This window comes from Microvirga sp. CF3016 (assembly GCF_036314085.1).
Lineage (GTDB): Bacteria > Pseudomonadota > Alphaproteobacteria > Rhizobiales > Beijerinckiaceae > Microvirga.
Genome location: NZ_JAYGGM010000007.1, coordinates 227,498 through 245,051 on the forward strand (window position 1 = coordinate 227,498; position 17,554 = coordinate 245,051).

Consider the following 17,554-nt stretch of genomic DNA (forward strand, 5'->3'; position numbering starts at 1 on the left):
ACGATGGTTTCCTCCATCAGCCTTTCCATCGACAGCGACCTGGACAAGGTCTCTCTCCTCTCGCGCGCCGTTCGGGCCCTGTGCGAGGATTTTCTGACCGCCGACGAGCTGGATGCCGTGGAGCTCAGTCTGGTCGAGGCCATCAACAACGTGATCAAGCACGGCTATCACGGGGAAAAGGGCAAGGACGTCCAAGTCGCCGTCGGGCTCCAGACCGAACAGATCGTCATCGACGTCATCGACCATGCACCGCCGATGGCGCCTGATGTGCTGGAGCAGCCTTCCGATGACCCCTTCAATTTCGACGAGGCCGATCTGGCGCAGATTCCGGAAGGCGGCATGGGCTTGGCGCTCATCCGCATGAACATGGATGAGGTCGAGTATCTGTCGAACGAATCCGAGAACCGCCTGAGGATGGTCAAGCGGATCGAACGTCCCGCCTCGTGAGCATCAGCTCCTGGGCGCGGAATTCAGGCTCGCGATCCGCTCCTGAAGCGATGGGAACGCGACCGCAGCCGTCCCGAGTGCGGCATCGACGACCGGGCTGGGCTCGCCGCGCTGGCGCTCCATGTCGGCCAGGATCCTCTGTGCTCTCGCCAAACCATCCTCAGACTTGAGGATGCCGAGCTGCACGGCCGACGAGAGAGAGGCGAGCAGGGCCGCTCGGTTCGCAGGGCTGCCGGGATCGCCCGAATAGGCCTCCTCCGAGCGCTGGAGATTGGCTCGCACTGTTGCCTCGATCGCCGGAGAGACGGTTGCCGGAGCATTCCGCTGGCGCGACAATTCCGTGGCGACCCGGCCTTGGATATGGGCCTCGGTATCCAGGGCTTCGAGGTAGATGATGATTCCTGTCGAGATCGCCAACGCGGCGATGAAGGTAAGCTGCCCTCGGGCCTTGAGGAGGCCTTCCCTGAAAGTCACCGTTGAGCCTCCGGTAAGCTTGAGACGCATTACTGAAACTGCCTGCTATCCGCATAGCTAGGAAGAGGTAGGGAGATTAAAAGCGTCACGTCGCTCGTGACAAGAGAAAGACCGGAGGTCGGTGTGGAGGGCGATGGAATGCATGGAACAAAGTAGAACGTTGCATCGTATGGAAACTGACCAAATCCCTATCATGACGGTTGGATCCCAGTGGCCGAACCTCTAGACCGGCTTAAATCGATCGGAATGATTCGCAGCAGAGCTTCGGCTTCCGCAAGGCTCATGTGGCAACGAAGGGCACGGCCCGATTCTCTTGGGGTCAGGTAGGAAAAGCAGAGATCCATGAACAGTTTGATGTCCGGACCCGCGCTTTTCATCCAGCCGCATTACGATGATGTCCCTCTGTCCTGCGGCGGGACTGTCGCCCTTCTGGCCGAGCGCGGGCATGAGCCGCGCATGGTGACTGTCTTCGCCGGTGAACTGGTGGACGAGATGGTCGGCCCGTTCGCCGCGTGGAAGCACGAGCGCTGGAAGGTGACGGATGCGGAGCAGGTGCTGGCCGTCAGGCGGGCCGAGGATGCCGACGCAGCCCGTGCGCTCGGCGCTCCCGTGCGTTGGCTCGGCCTGCCGGATGCGATCTATCGCGGCGATCGCTACAAGTCCGATCCCGAGCTGTTCGGCACTCTCATGGTCGAGGAACTGGAGCTTGCGGCGCATTTGGCGGAGGAGATCCGCCAGTTGCCGGAATGGCGCGAGGGAATGCGTGTCTTCGTTCCGTTGGGCGTCGGATCCCATGTCGACCACCAGCTCGTTTTCGAGGCCGGTCGACATCTCGCGTCGCAGGGAGCTCACGTCTACGCCTATGAGGACTGCCCCTATGCCATCCATACGCCGGCCGGGGTCGCCGCCCGGCTCACGGCGCTGGGTAGCGCGGTGGGCGAGCCTCTGCTCGTTCCGGTCGGCGATGCGCTCGAAACCCGCCTCGAATCGATAGCTTGCTATAAGTCCCAGGTGCCCGTCATTTTCCGATTCACGACAGATTTCAGAGGCACCGTTACGGAGTTTGCGCTAAAGACCGGCGGTGCACTGGGGCCGGCCGAGCGGTTCTGGCCCGTTCGCCCGCATGGTTCTGAATGATGGTCTTCGACGTCGAACACTTGGAGCAGTCCGTAACTCTCATGCGCCTCCAGGGACGCCTGGATGCCGCTGCGGCGCCTGGCCTCCTCGCCCGCCTGACGGGAGCGATCGCGGAAGGAAAGACGCAGTTCGTCGTCGACTTGGCCGAAGTGCCGTTCATCGACAGCACGGGCCTCGGAGCTCTGGTGTCGGGCCTGAAGGCCGCGCGTCGGGTGGAAGGGGATCTGCGCCTCGCCGCGCCCGGTCCGCAGGTGCGCAAGCTCCTGCGTCTCACGACCTTGGATCGGGTGTTCACGATCCTCGAGACCATCTAGTCCGTCATGGTCTTCGGCGAGGGCAGCCCGCCAAGTGTGTCTCTTCCGATCGAGCTACCCCTGAAGGTCGTTTATCGCAGCAGCGGCCTGCGGCTACACTGCATTTATCGCGGGTGAAGCAGGCGACGACGAGGTGCCACCTCGCTCGGCGGCGGGGCAGCACCGTCCCACCCGCTCCATCTCTCCGACCTGTTCGCGCAACAGTCGAGCGTGGGGCTCCGGCTCAAGAATGCAGCATTAATGTCCTGCCCAGCCGAGACCACACCGTCCGGATGAATTCCTTTTGTAGATCTGTGGGTTCGGGGGCGTAAGTGATGTTGAAGGAAGCAGTCAAGACCGTTCTTCCGACGTCGGTCACGAACCAGTATTTCGAACTGAGAGGCAAGATCCGACTGCAGAAGATCCCTGTCAGGGCCTTCGATACCAGGAATTTGCGCAGGTTTTCGTCCGTGGATATCTCCCATGGCTTCTCCGACCCGGAGATTGCCAAGGCGTGGGAGGATGATCATCAGGCCATCTCGCAGCTCTATCGCGCGGGAGAACTGACCATGGGGGTCAATCCCGGGGATCGACGCGCCATTTATTCTCTCGTCATGTCGCTGCGGCCACAAAATGTGCTTGAAATCGGAACCTACATCGGAACATCGGCGATCTACATGGCTGCTGCCCTGCAACGCCTCCACGGGAATCGGCGTCTGACGACGGTCGACATCTTCGATGTCAACCATCCCAAGCAGGGCGCCTGGAAAGACGTAGGCCTCAGCACGCCGCCAGCCGAATGCGCGAAGGCTCTCGGTTTATCGGAGCATGTGCAGTTTCATGTGGGAGCGAGCCAGGACTTTATGAGAGAGACGGATGAGCGTTATGATTTGATCTTCCTCGATGGCGACCATGATGCATGGGCCATCTACGAGGAGCTCAGCCTGGCACTGCCGCTGCTTCAAAAAGACGGTATCATTCTCCTCCACGATTTTTATCCCGGCGGAAAGCCAATTCGTTCGGACGGTTACGCCATCGGCGGACCGTTCCGGGCTGTCGAACGCGCTCAGAGAGAAGATCCGGCGATTCAGGTTTTGCCCTTGGGCACATTGCCGTGGCAAACGCAGCCGGGGAGCAACACGACGACTTTAGCCCTGGTGTTGAAGACAGGTTGAGGCTCGCACTAGAGCATCGGACGAGAAGTCGGATCCGATAAGTTCCGTATCTCGGCAATCGTGGAGTCGTCTCGAAATCGCCAATAGCGCGTTTACGTAAAGGTCCGACGCTCTAATCCTCTCCGCCTCACCTGGAGCGATCAGATGCCTTTCGGCAACGCACCCTCGGCGATGGCCGCCTCATGCTCGGGGTCCGGCTCCCAATAGGCCGCGCGGATCACTGGCAGCATGGACAGGGCATTGCTGAGCCCCCAGAGCGTGTTGGCGATCATCGCCCCGAGGGTGTAGCCCTCGCGCGCCGTGCCGTATGAGAACCAGCCCCAGGCGAGGCCCGACAGGGTGACGATCACCAGCCCGATTTGCCACCGGACGAGGCGGCCATAGGTTCCCACCTGGCGATCTTTCGGCGTTACCGGGAACGAGATCTTCTGGCCTCTCACGACCGCCCAGAGCGCCTGAAGGTTGAGCGGGAACATGGCAAGATACCAGGCGCGCCCCTTGGCATTCGAATTGCCCCACATGGCCACGAGCTGCGACAGCTCGTTGAGGAGCAGGAAGGGCGCGATGTGCAGGAAGAAGTCAAGCGAATAGCCTGAGACCGGAGCGATGCCCGAGAAGAGAAAGACGATGGGCGAGACCAGGAAGATCACATTCCAGATCGGCGACAGGTACGAATAGAAGGTCGAACCGTACATGAGCTTCTGGGGAAGCGTCAGGCCGCGGCGGAAGAGCGGATTGTCGTGAGCCAGGATGTCCAGGGTGCCGCCCGCATATTTGAAGCGCTGGATGGTCCAGCTGAGAAGATCGTTGGGGGAGAGCATCTTGGACTGGACGACCGGATGCAGAACGGATTTCCATCCGCGCTCCCTGTCGCTGTGCAGCACGATGGAGGTGTAGATGTCCTCAGAGACGTGGAACTTGTACGGCTGGAACTCTTCCTCTAGGGCGCTCTGCCAGCGCATGGCGTCGCTGATCGAATCCATGATGGCGGCTTCGCCGGTGAGCTGGCGCGCGGCCTTCTCGTTGCGGCCCGCCGCTGCCGCCACCTGATCCGACCATTGGCGCAGCGCCGCCTCCATGACGGCCTCGCGGCGATGAATCGAGCCGGCGCCGCAGCAGAAGCTCGCATTGGCCCAGTTGCGGCGGCGCTGGATGACGTCGAAGAAGAGCTGCGGGTCGTTTGCGAACGGATCCTCCCCGATCTGGACCGCGCCGAAGATCCGCTCGAAAGCACGTCCGATGCCGCGACCGAAGGCCCCGAGGCGCCGCTCGAGAACCGCGGGCAGAGGAACGCCCGGGGGAATGTCGTAGAACCAATGGGGCGTCTGGACCCAGGCGACCTTGGGGTCTCGGAAGTAGCCGAGAGTCTCCTCCAGAAAGGTCGGGAAGGGGTGCATGTCCGCATCGCAGATGAGGATAAAATCGCCCGATGTTGCCGACATGGCATTGCGCAGGTTGCCGGCCTTGAAGCCCACATTGTCGGAACGGGTGATGTAGTTCACCCCTTCCTCCCGCGCAACGGCTTCCATGGCGGGACGCTTGCCGTCGTCCAACACATGGATCTGCAGGTTGATGGGATGAGGATAGGTCAGTTTCTTCGACTGCTGCAGCCCGACGCGAACCAGCTCCGGATCCTCGCTATAGGTCGCAACGAAGACGTCGACCGAGACTGGGCGGTCCGGCATGTCGGGATCGTCCGAGCAGTCGCGCGCCGTCACGGGAAGCGGTCCTCGAACCGGCGACTTCGCCGACCAGAGATTCACCGTGAAGAAGACAAGTCCGATGAACGAACCCGTCTCCGCAATCAGGAGCGGGATCGAGAACCACAGGGCATCGTAGTTGATCGACTTGAGCCAGCGCCATCCCAGGTACCACGCTCCGAACACCAGGCTCGCGGTGCAGAGGAACTGCCATATGGTTTCATGGAGCGGCGAATAGGGCAGCGGCGTCCAGGGCGTCTGAGTCTGGAATCGGGAGGCGGGACGGGACAAGAACGACATCTCCGAAGAAAGATGGAGGCAAAATCTCTGGCCGAAGGAGGAAACTAGGCTATCTTCTAGGAAAGGAACCCATGCAGGTGGTGCGACCCCACGAAAGGCAATCTTTACCTGCTATAAGGCCAAATTCCAGATATTGATCCTCCCGACGTTAGTTCCCGATTCGAGATCCCGAGACAATGTTTCAATGCCGGCTTGCCCTCCATCTGTGTTTCGCAAGCCTGCTGATCCTGTGCGGGATGAGCTTGAGCCCGTCGCCGGTTTGGGCTCAGTCGGCTGATGAAGTGGTGGAGCAGGCCCGGCAGGCCGCTTCGACGAACGACAACCGGGAGGCCGCGCGCCTCTTCGAGCAGGCCATCACTCTTGCCCCTGAGCGTCGTCGCGAGCTGCTGCTCGAATATGCGGATCAGGTCTCCTATTCTGGCCGTCCCGCGGAGGCCGTGCCGCTCTACCGCGAACTTCTGGCCGACAGCGGCCTCGATGTCGACACCCGGGACCGCGCCGAACGCGGACTGGCTTTCTCCCAGTTGTGGGGGAGCCGGTTTCAGGAAGCGGTCGCCGCCTGGGAGGCGCGCCTGCGCACCGACCCCAACAGCGATGAAGCCCGAAAGGCTCTCTCCGACGCTCTCGTCGGCGCCGCGCGGCAGGCTGCGGAGCGCAATGAAAATGCCAACGCCCTCCCGCTCTTCGCACGAGCCATCGAGACGGCGCCGCAGCGGCGCCAGGAGCTGCTGCCGGAATTGGCCGATCAGACGGCCTATGCCGGCCAGCCGGCTCAGGCCGTTCCCCTCTACCAGGAGGCGTTGCGGGATGGCAGCCGTCCGGCGGATCAGCAGCAACGCCTGAGGCGCGGCCTGGCCTTCGCGTTGCTCTGGAGCGGCCAGTTCCCGACCGCCGTCGGTTCACTCGAGGAAGCGCTCCGAGAAGCGCCCGACGATGCGCAGATCCGCCAGGGCTTGGCCGATGCCCGCGCCGGTGTCGCGCGCACCCCTGCACCGGCCCCTCAAGCGTCCCAGGCTGCTCCCGCACCCGCGCCTTCACCTGCTCCGGTGTCGCCTGCCTCTCCGGCCGATGCGGCCATCGCGTCTGCTCGCGAGGCAGCAGGCCGTGGGGCGAACAAGGAGGCTGCATCGCTCTTCGAGCGCGCAATTTCGCTCGATCCGTCGAAGCGCGGCCAGATCGTGCGGGAATATGCCGACCAGCTCGCCTATTCCGGCGAACCTAGCAGGGCGGTTCCCGTCTACCGGGAGGTCTTGGCGCGTCGGGATCTGCCGCCGGCCGAGCGCCAGCAGGTGAACCGGTCCCTGGCTTTCGCCCTGCTGTGGAGCAGCCAGTTCCAGCAGGCCATCGATGCCTGGGACGAGATCTTGAGATCGAACCGGCACGACACGGAGGCGCGCAAGGCGCTCTCGGATGCATTCGTCGGGGCAGCCCGCCAATCGGCCCAGAGGACCCGAAATGCGGATGCCGCCACGTTCTTCGGGCAGGCCATCGAGACGGCGCCGCAGCGTCGTCAGGAGCTGCTACCGGAATACGCTGACCAGATCGCCTATTCCGGCGATCCCGCACGAGCGGTGCCATTGTACCGAGAAGCCCTGCGCGACGGGCAGCGTCCGGAGGCTGAACGTCGACGGGTCCGCCGGGGCCTGGCCTTTGCACTGCTCTGGAGCAGCCAGTTCCGCGAGGCGATCTCCGCTTGGCAGAGCATCGTCCGCGAGAACCCGCGCGATGAGGAGGCTCGCAAAGCGTTCTCCGATGCCCTCCTCGGAGCAGCTCGCCAAGCTGCGGGCCAAGCGCGCAATGCCGAGGCGGTCAACCTGTTCGAGCGTGCTCTGACCGTGATGCCAAGCCGCCGCCGGGAGCTGCTGCGGGAATATGCCGAGCAAGTGCTCTACGCAGGCCAGCCCCTGCGCGCCATCCCGCTCTTTCAGGAGATCCTGCAGCGTCCCGATCTCACCGCAAAGGACAGGCGCGATGCGCAGCTCGGGCTTGCCCGCGCTCTCGCCTGGAGCAGCCAGCAGAAGCTCGCCATTCCCGTTTTCAGCGACATCATCGCGTCCGACCCACGTGATGTCGAAGCGCTGATCGGGCGCGGCAATGCGCTCAACGACATTACCCGCCACCAGACCGCACTGGTCGATTTCGAGGTCGTCCTCACGCTGCAGCCGGACAACGTCGAAGCTATCCGCGGCGCAGCGACCGCCGAGCGGTCCATGGGCCTTCCGCGGGCGGCGCTCGCCCGCTTGGAGCCTCTCCTGGCGAGCGGCGACCGCAACCCAGCGACCTTGTTCATTGCCGCGCAGGCCCGGAACGAAATGGGCCGCCCTGATCTGTCAGAGGTGTATGCGAGAGCAGTGCTCGCTGAGAAGCCCAGCGATGAAGGCGCGCAGCGCCTTCTCGAGCAGCTCTATCGGGAGCGGCGTCCTTTGACGCAGATCGAATCGTGGTATGCGCGCCGCTCGGACGATCTGGCGATCTGGTCCCTGCAGGCATCGCACGAGCTGACCTTCAACGCCGGCCTAACCAAATTCGCGCCGCAGACCCGTTTCATGCGCTACCGGGGCGGGGACTTCCCAAGCGTCGACATGTACAGTCTGGGCCTTTCCGGCCGCCATCGGTTCAACGACTATCTCGAGTTCAAGTCGTCCTTCTTCCTGAACCTGGAGGAGGAAGATGGCCGGGATCGTCCAGATCCCGACGATGACAATGACATCACGTTCACTCACGAGACGACGCTCAGTCTGATCCCGTCCGATCTCCTGCGGTTCGATCTGGATCTGGGGCGGCGCTATGCAGACGAGAACACGCGTTCGATCGTGAACGACATCCTGGCGAACGACTTCGGCGTCTCGATCGACGTCACGCCCGACAACGCTACCCGCTTCAGCGGACAGGCTATCTATAGCCATTACTCGGACGGCAACGAGCGTTTCTGGGGGCAGGTGGAAGCCGCAAGACGGTTCACCGCCAATCCTTATTTCTGGCTTGGCGCCCGCTACACGGCCTTCGAGTTCGAGAAGGTCGTCGATAACGGATACTGGAATCCGAAGCGCTACCAGTCGCTCGAGGGGACTCTCCAGTTCTACGGCCCGCTGGCCGACAAGTGGTGGTTCGACATCCAGGCGGCGGCAGGATACGGCTGGAGCGAGCCCGGGGAGGGCGGCTTCGTCTCCTATACGTCGGCGCGCCTGAACTACGACTTCGCCCCGCAGGCATCCTTTGCCCTCTATGCGAGCTATCTCGTCTCTTACGCCCGCTCATCGGAGGACGATGGGAACTTCAATCCGGGAGACGACGACGAGCCGTTCAGCCGCTGGTCCGTCGGAGGCCAGTTGCGGGTGCGGTGGTAAGCCGGTGCAATTCCTCGAGGATTGATCGTTCGGTGCTCTAAACCGGGGCGTTGTGGCCCTCGCGTCCAGCAGGAGCGATCCAATCTGTGGGTCGCGTGGGCTGTCGAAGCCTGGGGAAATTCCGGGGTACTCCAGGACAGTTGCTCGAACAATCGTTGTAGCCCCGAGTTGTGCGATCCTGATTGTGGCGTCGGACATAGCAATAGGGCAATGTAGGGCGACTTGCCTCTGAACGCGAGAGCCCTTCTCGATGTCACTCTGCTGGACCAATACTTCAGAGCTCTCGGTCGTGACTTGTCGCCGCGCATATCGGCCAAGGTTTCGAGCAGTCAGAGGCAATTCCTCATTTGTATCTGCTCACGATCAGACAGGTCGACTGGCATGAAATATCAAGAGACGAGTGTCGCTCCTGATCTTGGCGTCGCTGCATCCCCTGCAGGGCATGCGCCCGGCACGGGAGGTCAGTTGTATCAGACGCCGTCCGTGGTCGGGGGAGGCCGTCAAAGCGTATTCAAGACATGGCAGCCGATCGTCGATAAGCCGGAACCGGAAGACGTGCGCCAGGGTCTTCAGGATCTTCAGTCTCGCGGAGACCTACGTCCTTCCGAGGGACAGAGACCCAAAGGCAATCTCGAGATTCTCGGCAAGGTGCTTGGTGCCGTTCGCCGTCAGTTTTGGCTGGTTGCCTCTCTGAGCATACTTCTATCGCTCCTGGCACTGGGCATCGTTCTGATCCTCCCGCCGCAGTTCACGGCGACGACGCTTCTGGCTGTCGATGCGAGCGACGGGCGTCCTACGGAACCGGCGGTCACCGGCTATTCGCTCAACGTCGACGGCGAAGTCGAGGTCATGCAGTCGATGAAGGTCGCCCAGCAGGTCGTGAAACGGCTCAATCTGACCGAGGACCCGAGGTTCGTCGACAAACAAGCATCGTCCACGGCGGGCGTCTCGGGACTTTTCACGAAGGTTCTTCCGGCGGGCAATCCACCCGCCAAGCAGGCTGAAGGAAGCTCCCAGTCGGGACCTGTGCCGGCAAAGGATGCTGCCGAGACCGAGGATCCGGCGGTGGTCCGTGCGGCTGTCGCCTTGCAGAAGATTACGAATGTTCGCAGGCGCGGCCTGACGAATGTGATCGCCTTGGACATCACGATCAACGATCCCAAGGATGCTGCCTTCCTGGCAAACGCCTATGCCGACACTTACATTACCGAGCAGATCAGCTCCAAGCTCGGTGCAGCAGGACATACCGAAGCTGCACTTTTGCGGCGCGTCGCCGAACTTGGCGAGGAATTGAGGCGCTCGGAATCCCAGATCAAGGCCTTCGCGCTGGTGCAAGGGGCGCAATCCAGCGATGACGCAGCCCGGACGAGCATTGACCGGTTGCAGGCCGATATTGCCGCCGCCAGCCGGGAGGCCGGCTCACAGGCGGCGAAGCTCCGTGAGGCCGACGGGCTCCTGGCGTCGGAAAACTACGCAGCCTTGGGGAAGCTGCTCAGCAGTCCTGAGATCGTGCTGCTGGACGAACAGCGCCGTGCTCTCGAACAAAGGGTTCAACGTCCCGGCGAAGGAGAAACGGATCTCGCAGGATCGACGCAACGTCTCGACTTGACGAGATCGCAACTGCGGTCCCTCAGCAGCAAGTCCGTCGACAACCTTCGGCGGCAGTCGGAAGCCAGTAACAGTCAGGCTTCCGCTCTTCGGCAGGAGCTGAGGCAGGTCGTGCAAAAGTCCGACCTGTCGACAGACAATTCTGTCCAGCTTTTCCGTCTCCAACAGGAGGCCGCAACAACGCGGCAGCTCTACCAGGATTATCTCGGCCGGCTGAAGGCGGCGGCGCAACAGCGCAGCACGGTCACTCCGAGCGTGTACGTCGTGGCCGAGGCCGGCATTCCACCAAACAGGAGCTTTCCGCCACGGTCGCTTCTGCTTGTCATCGGTTGTCTCGCAGGTTTGGGGATCGCCGTCGGAGCTGGATACGCCCGCGACAACTACCCCCAAAATATCAAGTTCGTGGACGAATTGGAGGCCGCCTCGCGGGTCCCGAACGTCGGAGTCATTCCAGATTCGAGACGATCCAAAGCGAAAGCGCTGCAGCCTGAAAACCTGATCTACGCGCGTCCCCTGTCGAATTATTCTGAAGCGATCCGGAGGCTGCGCGTATCGCTTCAGCTGACCTTCAATCAGGGGGCAGGGTTCAAGTCGCTTCTCGTGACCTCCACCCAACGGCAGGAGGGCCGGTCCACCCTCGCGCTTTCCTTGGCCAGGGATGCTGCCCGGGCAGGTCTCAAGGTTGTTCTGCTGGACTGCGATCTGCGCAACCCGAGCCTGCATTCAAAGATAGGGCTGAGCAATGACGAGGGCGTCAGCACGATGCTTCTCTCATCGCCAGCAGTCCTGAAGATGTCTCTTCTTCAGATGGATCCTCAGTCCTCGTGCTTCGTCATCACGAGCGGGGACCTTGGGAGCGCCAGCGCCGACCAACCTCTGCAGTCACCTCAACTGGGGCGGATCGTCAAGGAGTTGGAAGAGCGGTTCGATCTGGTCATCATCGACACAGCATCGATCGAAACAGCCGCTGATGCACTCATGGTCGCCCAGCACGTCGATGGAGTGTTGTTGGTTGCGCGTTCGACGCAAGCGCGACCCGCGAAGGTCCGTGACGCCCTGCTCAATCTTCAACGCACGAGAATTGGCAATCTGGCAACGGCACTGAATTTCGCCATTGCAGCCGATCTCTGACGCTATGAGCCGTCGTCGTTCAGCAGGAACAAAATGAAGCGGCCCTCGTGGTGACGAGGGCCGCTCAGTCTCAGAGCAATTAGAGGATGTTGAAGTCGGCTGCCGTCATCTTGAGGTTCGTGGCAAGCTTCGCGAACTCGACCTGCGCCGCGGAGCCTGTCCCGTCCTTGTCGAAGTACAGGCTACCGGTGTCCTTGTTGTAGATGAAGCGGTCGGACGAGTCCGTCGCCTTAGTGCCAATCTTGAACATGGACGATGAGAGCGAGCCCCAGCTGACGTTGCCCCCGGAGAAAACGCCGTTCTCGACATGGATCTTGTCGGTGCCAGGGAGGAAGTCGGTGATCTTGTCGATATTGCTCTTAGGCGAGGTGTTGAACACGAAGACATCACGGCCCGAACCGCCGGACAGGACATCGTTGCCGCCCTTGCCGTTCAGCTTATCGTTGCCGCCATATCCCTTGATCGTCTCGCTCGCCGAGGTGCCGGTCAGCGTGTTTGCGCTGTCATTGCCGTTGATTGCGGTACCCGGAGTCGGGGTCGGAGTGGGCGTCGGCGTTGGGGTAGGCGTCGGCGTGGGCGTCGGAGTGGGGGTAGGAGTCGGCGACGGGCTGGGGTCCGGGCTGTCGCTGTGGCTGGCGGAGCCGTAGGAGATATCGATGTCTTTGTAGTTGACGGCGAAGCTCTCGCCGCCGGAGGGCGACTTGCGGTAGGCGCCCATCTCCCAGTGCGACTGGGTGGCGTTGGTGTAGCCGATCTTGCCGGTGTAGTTGGCGATCTTGGTGCCGTCGCGCCAGACGTAGGCGTGGCCGTTGGAGCCGTTGGCGTCGAGCTGGACGTCGATTTCCATGTCGTACCACTTGCCGCGCTGGATGTCGGCGGTGTCGAGGTAGACGGTCTTCTCGACGGGCGAGCTCGAGGTGCCGTACTTGATCACCACGGCCATCTTGTCGTTGCCCATGAACTTGATCTCGAAGGGCGGGGTGCCTCCGGTGAAGAGCTGGCCGGTGACGAGCCACTGGGCGGTGTTCTTGGCGCCGGGCTCGATCATCATCTTGTAGGTGGCGTGGAAGTGGCTGCCTTCTCCCGACAGGGCATGGTTGGAGGTCTCGCCCATCTCCGAACGCTCAACTCCAACCGAATCCGTCCAATAGGAGGCGCTGAAACGATCGCCCTGACGCAACTCGAAACGGTAGTTAGTGCCGTCCGACTTGAAGCTATGGGCTTCGTCGCCGGCAACTCGCCAGTTATACCCATCCAGAGAGAACGAGTCGCTCTCATAGATATCGGGCTTCCACGCTGTGGCTAAATAAGTCATTGGTTAAACCCCTACGTTACCTCTCCGAATAGGGAGGTTTTTTTGATGTATAAATATTATGCCCACCTCAGTAATGCAGGCGGTATTTCTGGCAAGTAATTGATATAGGTACTAGAATGCCTGGGAAGACATGAGGCGGGTATGCACTATTCATGTTTTATCAAGTGCACGTATTTCGAATACACAGAGCTTGGTTTATCCGTCTTGCGATATGATGACAGTTCTTTGCCAAATCGTGCCAGTCCCACCACTCGAAGCGAGACTTTGTCGAAAGCTTGGCATGACTTTGCAAGTGATGTGGAGGACCGCCGTCGACACTAAGGCATGACGCCTCGGATTGTTCGGGAATGCCGTAAAGATTCGGTGCACGCCTCGTCAGAACCGATACTGACAATCTGCGTCGTGTCTTGCTTGGGGACACGTAGCGTAAGGTGTTCCTCTTTCGGTGTTCTTACGTTGCGTCAATCGACACCTAGTGCGCCACGCTGTGGCAAGCCATTGCATCTGTGGAATGACCTTAGGGAAACGATGCGCGAGGCTGACATCGATGCTTGTTGGACAGGATCGCCGTGGAAAGTTCTGTCTCTGGCGCTTTTCCGTTCATAATCCAACGGAAATCCGTCCACTATGGCCACGAGGCTCTACTGTTCGCGTACGAACAGATGGTAAAAAAGATTATCGGTATTCACGCTTCGACGAAGCTGTTCATTGTTTCAAACAATGCTTGGCAAATAAGTATAAACGGGCCGATTAACTTATTTTGATGAGCCAATATTACGACGGCCTATCTTGTCAGTGTCGGCCGAAAGAGAGAATATTTGTGCCTGCCATAGGACCAACCAATGCCAGAGGGTCCGATTCATCATGCGGCACGAAAGGACAGCACTCAACTCCCAACTGCGTCCGGGGTATTGATCAGGCTCGCCGCCGAGCGTGTCGTTCAGGCGGGAATCGACGTCCTACCGGTGTTCAGAGATTCCGGCGTGCCGGAAAACTTCCTGAGCGAACCGGATGTCCGGGTGCCCGTCCGCAGCCAGATCGAGTTCCTGCGTCTCGCCGCGGAAGCTTTGGGAGACGATTTGCTCGGTTTCCATCTTGCCAAGGATTCCGACCTGAGAGAAGCGGGCCCCATCTTCCACGTCATGGCATCGTCCGAGACTGTTGGCGATGCATTTGATCGTGCCGCCCGGTATTGTTCTACGGTCAACGAGGGCGTTCAGCTTCACCGGGGGGCAAACGCCTTTACGATCGAGTTCGAGTATGTCGGCGTTCGACGCCTCCTGGACCGCCACCAAATAGAGTTCTGGATAACGGCCGGCCTCCGTTTGATCCGTCTTTTCACAGGGCGTGAACTCATCCCTTTTCATGTCGGCTTCCTCCACCGGAGGGACGATGATGTGTCCGAAATGGAACGTTACTTTGGATGCGCAGTGGAGTTCGGAGCTTCGAAGGACAGCATTTCCTTCGAGGGGCAGGATGCAAAGCTGTCTCTCCTTTCCGCCGATCCGTACTTGAATCGGTTCCTCGTCGATTACTACGACGAAGCGGTCTCCAGACGGCAGCACAGACCTCAGTCGCTTCGCACCCGGGTCGAGAATGCAATAACGCCCCGATTGCCCCATGGGACGATGAACATCAACAATATTGCGAGCGATTTAGGAATGAGCGTTCGCACGCTGTCGCGGCGGCTCGCCGAGGAAGGTCTGACCTTCAGCACGATCCTAGAAGAACTTCGGTCCGACCTGGCCAATCGATACCTGCAGAATAGTAGTCTATCCGTCTCGCAGATCGCTTGGATGCTGGGATACTCCGAAGTGAGCTCGTTCGCCCATGCATTCCAGCGCTGGACGGGACATTCGCCAACCTCCGTTCGCAAGCAGATGGGCGAAAGCTCCTTTTCGGAGAGTGCGGCGACGTCAAAATAAGGCGTCAATCGCTGATACTTTGGATCTCCGGGTAAGTGCCTTGAGCCGCCGGCCGATAGACTGTGCCGGGGGACACCGATTCAGAGATAAGCGAACGCAACTCGTTCATGCGCGCTTCGATGGAGAAGTCCGTGATGATCCTCTTTCGAGCCAACTCACCCATGGCTCGCCTTTCCGAAGGGCTCTGCGCGAGTTGCATCATGGCCGAGGTAATGGCCTCGCTGTCCCGTTCATCAACGAGAATTCCGGTGCCAGGCACGACAAGCTCTCTGATGCCGCCGTTTGGCGTCGTGACGACGGGAAGGCCAGCCGCCATAGCCTCCATGAGGAACACCGGAATGCCTTCCTTGTCCCCGTCCTTCGCCGTGACGCTCGGAAGGACCGCGAAGTGGTAGTCCCCCGACCGAATTCGTTCGAGCAGGGTTTCATGTCCGACCGACCCATGCCAGGTGATCAAATCGTTGATTCCGATTTCGTCCGCTTGGCGCCGAAGCTCGGTCTCGAGGGGACCATCCCCATACGCATCGATATGGACTAAGAGACCCCTTTGCTTTGCAAGGCCTACGGCTTCTAGAAGGTATCCATAGCCCTTCTTCTCAGCGAGACGCGCACCAATGATACCCCGGAACTCTCCCTGTAGCGGGGAGGGGGCAGCCTGTTCCGGGATGTTCACTCCCATGCGCAAGACCATCGCATGGCGTTTGGTGCTCCCGGCTTGCATCGCCAGTTCCGACGCCCCGCCCTCATCAATTGCGCGAATGAACGATGCTGCTTCGAACTTGGTCGGGATGAGGTTTCCCTGGGCGATATCATACCGATGGGCGGTGATGCTGAACGGCACCTCGGCGACTGAAGCCGCGATGAAGCCCATTGTTGCTGGAACGGCGATCCAATGGGCATGAACGTGCTGAATTTTCAAACGCCGAACCTGGCGCCCCAGCCACAGACCTTTGGGCCACGCTGCGAGGTTGCGCGGCAAAAGGGCAATCCCGCTGCGTGTCAGCAACGTCCATAGGGTATCAAGCGCCAGGCCGGGCGTCCTGACGAACTGAGCGAGGGCGCCGGCGCATATGCTTGGACTAATCAGGAGCCTGTTCAATGTGCGGTCGAGAACGTCCTGTTCTATGCGATGTACCAATCTGCGGCCGTTGAGCGGGCATATGACGACATCCCACCCTGCCTGAATGTGACTATCGATTTCCGGAAGAATGAAACCCTCGTTGTCGCCATAAGGCGCCTCCCTTGTCACATAGAGAAGCTTCATGTTTCAAGACCTCTTTGACGGCGACTGTCGAGTTGTAGGTTGTTCCTGATCAGTAGAGAATTTATACGATTATTGAACATGTACGACCAGGATCATCAGTCTTATTTTGCCATCATAATATGCGAGGCAACTTCCATTCATGCTATTATGGCAGGCGGGCTCTGATAATTGAATTCCCCTTGTTGGTGGGATCGAGGCCTTATCAGTAGAACATCCGGGGTAATTTGGATGGTATGTGTCTTAATCGGCTGGTGCCGATTGAGGTGCTTGAGACTCCTCAAAGATCCGCGTGGTCAGGCTGACTCGACGGGAGAGTTATCTGCTGCCGGCAGTCGGGCTGGGGTCCGGGCTGTCGCTGTGGCTGGCGGAGCCGTAGGAGATATCGATGTCTTTGTAGTTGACGGCGAAGCTCTCGCCGCCGGAGGGCGACTTGCGGTAGGCGCCCATCTCCCAGTGCGACTGGGTGGCGTTGGTGTAGCCGATCTTGCCGGTGTAGTTGGCGATCTTGGTGCCGTCGCGCCAGACGTAGGCGTGGCCGTTGGAGCCGTTGGCGTCGAGCTGGACGTCGATTTCCATGTCGTACCACTTGCCGCGCTGGATGTCGGCGGTGTCGAGGTAGACGGTCTTCTCGACGGGCGAGCTCGAGGTGCCGTACTTGATCACCACGGCCATCTTGTCGTTGCCCATGAACTTGATCTCGAAGGGCGGGGTGCCTCCGGTGAAGAGCTGGCCGGTGACGAGCCACTGGGCGGTGTTCTTGGCGCCGGGCTCGATCATCATCTTGTAGGTGGCGTGGAAGTGGCTGCCTTCTCCCGACAGGGCATGGTTGGAGGTCTCGCCCATCTCCGAACGCTCAACTCCAACCGAATCCGTCCAGGATGCCGACCTGTATCGGTCGCCTTGGCGGACTTCGAAGCGTAGGATGCCATTATCCAAAATCCGGAAGTTGTGCGAGCTGGAGGCGGCAATTCGGTAGACGGTACCGCGATAGTCGATGAGTTTGTGCTCGAGAATGGAAGCCGTCCATTGTAAAAACGGAAATGAGAGATTGGACGTCGCCATCGACGCCAATGCGCGCGATTGATACCGGATCAGGATGAGACCGAAAAGGCAGGTCAACATCGCGGCAGAGATCAAGACAGCCCCGAGCCGCCTTCTGTCAGTGCGCATCATGGTTCTGATCAGTCCCCTGGGTCTCCTATATGTTCGAACCCATAGGTTGAACATGATCTGCTGCCCTCGACAGGCTTTGATTTCGCTTCGGTGCGCTTCTTCACGCTCTGTCAGAAGTCAGCAAGCCGTCATGCACGATAGCCGCACCGCAGAAACATTGGTTTAGGGCGATCGCGGCATAGTCAAGTAACTTGTACTTGACTATGATGCATCTCGAAACGGGGGAGGTATACTTTCCGCTAGATGAAGCTGACTGATGTCGGTG

General features: G+C 60.4%; 12 protein-coding genes. 7 read left to right on the forward strand and 5 right to left on the reverse strand.

Annotated features, from left to right (window positions below; all coding sequences use genetic code 11):
* Nucleotides 1-3: 3 nt before the first annotated feature.
* Nucleotides 4-447 carry an ATP-binding protein gene (locus VB672_RS12835; RefSeq protein WP_329784577.1) on the forward strand — a complete coding sequence of 148 codons (444 nt, stop codon included), beginning with the start codon at nt 4-6 and terminating at the stop codon, nt 445-447.
* A gap of 3 nt (nt 448-450) precedes the next feature.
* Here the strand turns inward: VB672_RS12835 and VB672_RS12840 are convergent, their stop codons facing one another.
* Nucleotides 451-921: a hypothetical protein gene (locus VB672_RS12840; protein ID WP_329784578.1), complete on the reverse strand. Its 471-nt coding sequence runs from the start codon at nt 919-921 to the stop codon at nt 451-453.
* 342 nt (nt 922-1,263) lie between these two features.
* On the opposite strand from VB672_RS12840, the gene VB672_RS12845 reads away from it, so the two are divergent.
* The 3 genes from VB672_RS12845 (at nt 1,264) to VB672_RS12855 (ending at nt 3,526) form a co-directional block, all read left to right on the forward strand.
* Nucleotides 1,264-2,058 carry a PIG-L deacetylase family protein gene (locus VB672_RS12845; protein ID WP_329784579.1) on the forward strand — a complete coding sequence of 265 codons (795 nt, stop codon included), beginning with the start codon at nt 1,264-1,266 and terminating at the stop codon, nt 2,056-2,058.
* Nucleotides 2,055-2,372, forward strand: a complete 318-nt coding sequence (locus VB672_RS12850; RefSeq protein WP_329784580.1) for an STAS domain-containing protein — start codon at nt 2,055-2,057, stop codon at nt 2,370-2,372. Before VB672_RS12845 ends, VB672_RS12850 begins: the two co-directional genes overlap by 4 nt.
* Before the next feature lie 314 nt (nt 2,373-2,686).
* Nucleotides 2,687-3,526, forward strand: coding sequence for an O-methyltransferase (locus VB672_RS12855; protein ID WP_329784581.1), 840 nt, complete (start codon nt 2,687-2,689; stop codon nt 3,524-3,526).
* 140 nt (nt 3,527-3,666) lie between these two features.
* On the opposite strand, the gene VB672_RS12860 is transcribed toward VB672_RS12855, so the two are convergent.
* Complete coding sequence (locus VB672_RS12860; RefSeq protein ID WP_329784582.1) at nt 3,667-5,517, reverse strand: glycosyltransferase family 2 protein; 1,851 nt, start codon at nt 5,515-5,517, stop codon at nt 3,667-3,669.
* 245 nt (nt 5,518-5,762) lie between these two features.
* Between VB672_RS12860 and VB672_RS12865 the strand changes: the two genes are divergently transcribed.
* The gene (locus tag VB672_RS12865) at nt 5,763-8,873 is read left to right on the forward strand and encodes a tetratricopeptide repeat protein (RefSeq protein WP_329784583.1); all 3,111 of its coding nucleotides are present in this window, start codon (nt 5,763-5,765) and stop codon (nt 8,871-8,873) included.
* 381 nt (nt 8,874-9,254) lie between these two features.
* On the forward strand, nt 9,255-11,612 hold the full coding sequence (locus VB672_RS12870) for a GumC family protein (protein WP_329784584.1): 2,358 nt from the start codon (nt 9,255-9,257) through the stop codon (nt 11,610-11,612).
* Nucleotides 11,613-11,691: 79 nt separating this feature from the next.
* Here VB672_RS12870 and VB672_RS12875 read toward each other — a convergent pair whose 3' ends face one another.
* The gene (locus VB672_RS12875; protein WP_329784585.1) at nt 11,692-12,927 is read right to left on the reverse strand and encodes a heparin lyase I family protein; all 1,236 of its coding nucleotides are present in this window, start codon (nt 12,925-12,927) and stop codon (nt 11,692-11,694) included.
* Between the two features lie 842 nt (nt 12,928-13,769).
* On the opposite strand from VB672_RS12875, the gene VB672_RS12880 reads away from it, so the two are divergent.
* Complete coding sequence (locus VB672_RS12880) at nt 13,770-14,852, forward strand: AraC family transcriptional regulator (RefSeq protein ID WP_329784586.1); 1,083 nt, start codon at nt 13,770-13,772, stop codon at nt 14,850-14,852.
* Between the two features lie 4 nt (nt 14,853-14,856).
* Here VB672_RS12880 and VB672_RS12885 read toward each other — a convergent pair whose 3' ends face one another.
* A complete protein-coding gene (locus VB672_RS12885) occupies nt 14,857-16,116 on the reverse strand; it encodes a glycosyltransferase (RefSeq protein WP_329784587.1) in 1,260 nt (419 codons plus the stop codon).
* A gap of 315 nt (nt 16,117-16,431) precedes the next feature.
* On the reverse strand, nt 16,432-17,343 hold the full coding sequence (locus VB672_RS12890; protein WP_329784588.1) for a heparin lyase I family protein: 912 nt from the start codon (nt 17,341-17,343) through the stop codon (nt 16,432-16,434).
* Nucleotides 17,344-17,554: the final 211 nt, after the last annotated feature.

Coding starts and splice junctions, on each gene's coding strand:
- VB672_RS12845 (WP_329784579.1), top strand. CDS start 1,264: ATGAACAGTTTGATGTCCGGACCCGCGCTTTTCATCCAGCCGCATTAC.
- VB672_RS12850 (WP_329784580.1), top strand. CDS start 2,055: ATGATGGTCTTCGACGTCGAACACTTGGAGCAGTCCGTAACTCTCATG.
- VB672_RS12835 (WP_329784577.1), top strand. CDS start 4: ATGGTTTCCTCCATCAGCCTTTCCATCGACAGCGACCTGGACAAGGTC.
- VB672_RS12885 (WP_329784587.1), bottom strand. CDS start 16,116: ATGAAGCTTCTCTATGTGACAAGGGAGGCGCCTTATGGCGACAACGAG.
- VB672_RS12870 (WP_329784584.1), top strand. CDS start 9,255: ATGAAATATCAAGAGACGAGTGTCGCTCCTGATCTTGGCGTCGCTGCA.
- VB672_RS12855 (WP_329784581.1), top strand. CDS start 2,687: ATGTTGAAGGAAGCAGTCAAGACCGTTCTTCCGACGTCGGTCACGAAC.
- VB672_RS12890 (WP_329784588.1), bottom strand. CDS start 17,343: ATGTTCAACCTATGGGTTCGAACATATAGGAGACCCAGGGGACTGATC.
- VB672_RS12865 (WP_329784583.1), top strand. CDS start 5,763: ATGAGCTTGAGCCCGTCGCCGGTTTGGGCTCAGTCGGCTGATGAAGTG.
- VB672_RS12880 (WP_329784586.1), top strand. CDS start 13,770: ATGCCAGAGGGTCCGATTCATCATGCGGCACGAAAGGACAGCACTCAA.
- VB672_RS12875 (WP_329784585.1), bottom strand. CDS start 12,927: ATGACTTATTTAGCCACAGCGTGGAAGCCCGATATCTATGAGAGCGAC.